Origin of the sequence: Planktothrix sp. FACHB-1355, assembly GCF_014748295.1 — a bacterium.
Taxonomy (GTDB): Bacteria; Cyanobacteriota; Cyanobacteriia; order Cyanobacteriales; family Aerosakkonemataceae; genus Aerosakkonema; species Aerosakkonema funiforme_A.
Window position 1 is genome coordinate 1 of sequence record NZ_JACJUP010000381.1, and the last position, 5,445, is coordinate 5,445.

Annotated in this window: 5 protein-coding genes; all 5 read right to left on the reverse strand. The window is 48.3% G+C overall.

From position 1 onward, the window contains the following. Window positions 1-95: 95 nt before the first annotated feature. Window positions 96-737 carry an LON peptidase substrate-binding domain-containing protein gene (locus tag H6S82_RS16350; RefSeq protein ID WP_190475554.1) on the reverse strand — a complete coding sequence of 214 codons (642 nt, stop codon included), beginning with the start codon at window positions 735-737 and terminating at the stop codon, window positions 96-98. A 136-nt stretch (window positions 738-873) separates the two neighbouring features. Further along, the gene (gene rpsJ, locus H6S82_RS16355) at window positions 874-1,191 is read right to left on the reverse strand and encodes a 30S ribosomal protein S10 (RefSeq protein ID WP_190475552.1); all 318 of its coding nucleotides are present in this window, start codon (window positions 1,189-1,191) and stop codon (window positions 874-876) included. 133 nt (window positions 1,192-1,324) lie between these two features. After that, window positions 1,325-2,554, reverse strand: coding sequence for an elongation factor Tu (gene tuf, locus H6S82_RS16360; protein ID WP_190475550.1), 1,230 nt, complete (start codon window positions 2,552-2,554; stop codon window positions 1,325-1,327). A gap of 106 nt (window positions 2,555-2,660) precedes the next feature. Then, window positions 2,661-4,739: an elongation factor G gene (fusA, locus tag H6S82_RS16365; protein WP_190475548.1), complete on the reverse strand. Its 2,079-nt coding sequence runs from the start codon at window positions 4,737-4,739 to the stop codon at window positions 2,661-2,663. A gap of 90 nt (window positions 4,740-4,829) precedes the next feature. Beyond that, complete coding sequence (rpsG, locus tag H6S82_RS16370) at window positions 4,830-5,300, reverse strand: 30S ribosomal protein S7 (protein ID WP_190475546.1); 471 nt, start codon at window positions 5,298-5,300, stop codon at window positions 4,830-4,832. Window positions 5,301-5,445 lie beyond the last annotated feature (145 nt).

Consider the following 5,445-nt stretch of genomic DNA (forward strand, 5'->3'; position numbering starts at 1 on the left):
TTCAAAACTCGCTATATATTACAGGGTATAACTAATTAGAAACCGGGTTTCTAAAACATTAGAGAAACCCGGTTTTTCAGTAATTTTTCTACTCTTCAGTTTTTCAAGGTATCTTTAAGCACAGTACGAGCTGCAAGGTGATTGCGAGTCGAAGTCAAAATTTCAGCTTCGCGTTCCAGTCGCGCCGCAGTATCTTGCATTTCTAGCAGCGATTGCTGTTCGGCTGGCACACCGTAAAGGTTGCTAGCGACCCAATAAGATAATTCTCTGGGCAAACTGGGGATATCATCGGGTAATTCAATATTCTGTTCTGTCAACTTAGCGGAAAGACGCACTACATCCCGTAAGAGTTGTTCGACCTCTGCGCCCAAAGAATTTAATTCTTTTTCCGGTGGGTTATCTTCGATCCATTCGACCAAACCAACTCGGTAGGGTTTTTCTCTGACGAATTCCAGAACGCGGAACCGCTGCTGCCCTACGGTTAATATTTTCATGCGATCGTCTGGTAAACGCTGGAACCGAATAATTTCGGCGCAGCATCCCACAGAGGCTGGTTTGCCGTCCGGTTGCATCAGCAGCACCCCAAAACGGCGATCGCTATCTAGAATCGTATTCATCATGATTCGGTAGCGAAACTCAAAGATATGCAGCGGCAGAGGTCTACCTGGAAACAAAACTACTTCCGGCAATGGGAAAAGTGGAAGCTCTCGCACAGCAATTGAGGAAGAGGGAGGCATAGTACAGTCGGTAACGGCGCTTCTTTAACTACTTTAGCGGATCTGCCCTATAAAACACCAATAAACATCTAATAAATAAGCCTTTTAGGACTTATCCTAAAAGGCATACTGGTAAAAAAAATTAATCGATCGCCGATTAAAGTTTTACTTCAATATCTACACCTGCGGGCAAATCAAGTTTCATCAAGGCATCAATAGTCTTGGAGGAAGGTTGATAAATATCGATAATTCGGCGGTGAGTGCGAGTTTCAAAATGTTCCCGCGAATCTTTATCTACGTGAGGCGAACGCAACAGACAATAGATTTTCCGCCGCGTTGGTAAGGGAATCGGACCGATCGCAGTAGCTTGAGTACGATTTGCTGTATCGACAATCTTCTCGCAAGAGGTATCGAGGAGGCGGCGATCGAAAGCTTTAAGACGAATACGAATTTTTTGCTGCTGAAGTGTGGCCATGTTTAATTGTCTAGGTTCTGAATTTACTCGGTAGTTGGTAAGCCTGTAATTACAAGGCTGTTCATTTATTAGAGGGATAGCAAAGGAGCAGAAAAGCAATTGCTCTCTGCTCCAGATTTATGTCAATACGCTTCTACTTGAGGATTTTAGAAACGACACCTGCACCGATGGTGCGACCGCCTTCGCGAATAGCGAAGCGCATACCTTGTTCGATCGCGATCGCGTTGATCAGTTCCACCGTCATTTTCACCCGGTCTCCCGGCATCACCATTTCAGCGGAGCTACCATCATCAGCGGTGAAAGCTTTGATGGTACCGGTTACATCGGTTGTCCGCACGTAGAACTGAGGACGGTAGCCTGCGAAGAACGGTGTTTTGCGACCGCCTTCTTTTTCCGTCAGCACATACACTTCCGACTCAAACTGAGTGTGAGGAGTAATCGAACCGGGCTTTGCCAGCACCATACCCCGTTCCACATCTTCCTTCTTCAGACCGCGCAGCAGCAGCCCTACGTTATCACCAGCCATCCCTTCGTCAAGGGTTTTTTGGAACATTTCCACACCCGTAACGGTTGTGCTGCGAGTGTTTTTGATCCCAACCAGTTCGACTGTTTCGCCCACCTTAACCTTACCGCGTTCGATCCGGCCTGTCGCCACAGTACCGCGACCGCTGATCGAGAACACGTCTTCTACTGCCATCAAGAAAGGCTTGTCAATTTCCCGTTCTGGTGTGGGAACGTAGGAGTCTACCGCATCCATGAGTGCGTAGATTTTATCAACCCACTCATTGTCACCCTTCTTCGTTGCAGGGTTCTTGGTCATCGTCTCCAAGGCTAGCAGTGCGGAACCTGCCACGATGGGAATATCGTCACCAGGGAAGTCGTATGAGCTTAGAAGTTCGCGGACTTCCAGTTCTACCAGTTCCAACAGTTCCTCATCGTCAACCATATCTTTCTTATTTAAGAAGACGACGATGTTGGGTACGCCTACCTGCTTAGCTAGTAGAATATGCTCCCGCGTCTGCGGCATCGGGCCATCAGCGGCTGACACCACCAGGATAGCTCCATCCATTTGAGCCGCACCGGTGATCATATTTTTAACGTAGTCAGCGTGTCCCGGACAGTCTACGTGGGCATAGTGCCGATTTTCGGTTTCGTACTCAACGTGAGCGGTATTGATGGTGATGCCCCGCGCTTTTTCTTCCGGCGCGGCATCAATCTCATCGTATTTCCTGGCTTTTGCACGACCCAGCGCTGCTAGGGTCATTGTAATTGCCGCTGTTAAAGTCGTTTTGCCGTGGTCTACGTGACCGATCGTACCGATGTTGACGTGGGGTTTATTCCGTTCAAACTTTGCGCGTGCCATGAATCAGATGTTCCTTTTCCTTTTATCGAGTATCGATTCGAGATTAAAGATTTTAGTTCTTAGATTTAATTCAATCTAAAAATCTAAAATCTCAAATCTAAAATCGTTATGCGTTCCCTTTGCTCTTGGCGATGATAGCTTCAGCCACGTTGCGAGGCACTTCTTCGTAGTGGCTAAACTCCATCGAGAAGATGCCCCGGCCTTGTGTTTTAGACCGGATATCAGTGGCGTAGCCAAACATTTCTGCCAGTGGCACCTTTGCAGTTACCTTGGCAATTGCCTGTTCGGAGCCCATCCCTTCGATTTGACCGCGACGGGAGTTGAGGTCTCCCATTACATCTCCCAAGAAGTTTTCGGGAACTTCAACCTCAACTTTCATCATAGGCTCCAACAGCACCGGTGAAGCTTTCTGAACTGCTGCTTTCAGTGCCATCGAACCTGCGATCTTGAAGGCCATTTCCGACGAGTCTACGTCGTGGTAAGACCCGTCCACTAAAGTTGCTTTGACATCAATCAGCGGATAGCCAGCCAGAACCCCTGATTCACAGGTTTCTTTTATGCCTTGTTCAATAGGGTTAATGTACTCTTTGGGTACAACACCGCCGACGATTTTGGAGACAAATTCAAATCCGCTGCCCGGATCTCCTGGCTGTAGGTCGATGACTACGTGACCGTACTGACCTTTCCCACCACTTTGGCGGATAAATTTCCCTTCTACTCTGCTGACTGGTTTGCGAACGGTTTCGCGGTAGGCTACTTGCGGCGCACCGACGTTTGCTTCTACCTTGAACTCACGCAGCATTCGATCGACCAAAATTTCCAGGTGCAATTCACCCATACCGGCAATCACAGTCTGGTTGGTTTCCTGGTCGATGCGGACGCGGAAAGTCGGATCTTCTTCTGACAAAGCTTGTAATGCTTTGGAGAGCTTTTCGCTATCCTGCTTGGTTTTTGGCTCTACGGCAACAGAGATGACCGGTTCGGGGATGAATAGGGATTCTAAGATGACTGGAGAGCTTTCTTCGCAAAGAGTATCTCCAGTAATAGTATCTTTAAGACCCAGAACAGCACCTAAATCGCCCGCTCGCAGTTCGTCTACTTCTATCCGATCGTCAGCTTTCAAAATAATCAGGCGAGACACCCGTTCTTTTTTACCCTTCACCGAGTTGAGAACGTAGCTGCCTTTCTTGAGGACGCCGGAGTAGACGCGAATGAAAGTGAGGCGACCGTAGGGGTCTGCCATGATCTTGAACGCTAAGGCTGATAGCGGTTCGTCGTCTGAAGAACGCCGCAATACTTCGCTACCGTCTGGCAACTGACCTTTGATGGGTGGAATGTCAATTGGCGCAGGTAGGTAATCGATCACTGCATCTAACAGCGGTTGAACACCTTTGTTTTTGAAAGCGGAACCGCACAACATCGGTACGATCGCACCTGCGATCGTGCCTTTGCGTATCCCGTTCCGAATTTCTGCTTCAGTTAATTCTTCGCCTTCGAGGTATTTCTCAGTTAAGGCATCATCTGTTTCGGCGGCTGCTTCCACCACTTTGACCCGAAACTCTTCTGCTTTAGCTTTTAATTCCTCTGGAATTTCTGTTTCCTCGATTTCTTCTCCTCGATCGTCTTTATATATCAAGGCTTTCATGCGTACCAAGTCTACAATTCCCTGGAAGTCGCTTTCCGCTCCTATGGGAAGCTGAATCGGTATCGCATTTGCTCTGACGCGATCGCGGATCTGGTCGTACACTTTGTAGAAGTTTGCCCCAGTCCGATCCATCTTGTTGACGAAGACGATCCGAGGCACGTTATACCGATCTGCCTGCCGCCACACAGTCTCAGATTGAGGCTGCACTCCACCTACCGAGCAGAATACAGCAATTACTCCATCCAAAACCCGCATGGAACGTTCGACTTCAATTGTGAAGTCTACGTGACCTGGTGTATCGATAATGTTGATTTTGTGGTCTTTCCAACTGGTGCTAATAGCGGCAGCAGTAATGGTAATTCCTCGCTCCCGCTCTTGCTCCATCCAGTCAGTTACTGTGGTTCCTTCGTGGACTTCGCCAATTTTGTGAACCAGACCGGAATAAAACAGAATTCGTTCTGTTGTTGTTGTTTTGCCCGCATCAATGTGGGCTGCAATCCCGATGTTGCGTACTCTTTCAAGCGGGGCGGTACGTGCCACGGCTACCTCCTTGGTTGTTGCCGTAGATTATAATTTTGTAACTCTCTGTTAAGATTCTATACTTTTCTGTTGCCTCAGCGAGTGAGGAAATCAATACCGATAATGGGCAAAAGCTTTATTTGCTTCTGCCATCCGGTGTGTTTCTTCCCGCTTGCGAATAGCGCTGCCGGTTTCGTTGGCAGCATCCATTAACTCGTTTGCCAGTTTGCTGGCCATTGTCCGACCGGCTCTCGACCTGGAAAATTGAATTAACCAGCGCAACGCCAAAGTTGCACCGCGATCTGCACGCACTTCCATTGGCACTTGGTAGGTAGCGCCACCGACGCGGCGAGCTTTTACCTCTACCAAAGGTGTGGCATTCCGGACAGCCCGCTCAAATGTTTCTAGCGGATCTCCTCCTGTCCGTTCCTGAATTATTTTAAGGGCATCATACACGATTCCCGATGCCACCGACTCTTTTCCACTTCTCATTACCCGCCGAATCATCATGCTGACCAGGCGACTGTTATACATGGCGTCTGGCGGTACGGGACGTTTTTGAATGAGCGCACGACGAGACATATTAAGCCTTCTTCATCAAACTTTAAACTTTATGCTTTGGACGCGATCGATTTCCACTTTTTCTCTACGGCAGTCAGATTTTTCTGCCCGCCCCACTTTACCTGCTGTTACAAATTTTACCCAGTCTTTTCCGACTTTATGGCAA

Bases quoted from the DNA above. Each gene is read 5' to 3' on its own strand.
- H6S82_RS16350 (WP_190475554.1), bottom strand. From the start codon at position 737: ATGCCTCCCTCTTCCTCAATTGCTGTGCGAGAGCTTCCACTTTTCCCA.
- rpsJ (WP_190475552.1), bottom strand. From the start codon at position 1,191: ATGGCCACACTTCAGCAGCAAAAAATTCGTATTCGTCTTAAAGCTTTC.
- tuf (WP_190475550.1), bottom strand. From the start codon at position 2,554: ATGGCACGCGCAAAGTTTGAACGGAATAAACCCCACGTCAACATCGGT.
- rpsG (WP_190475546.1), bottom strand. From the start codon at position 5,300: ATGTCTCGTCGTGCGCTCATTCAAAAACGTCCCGTACCGCCAGACGCC.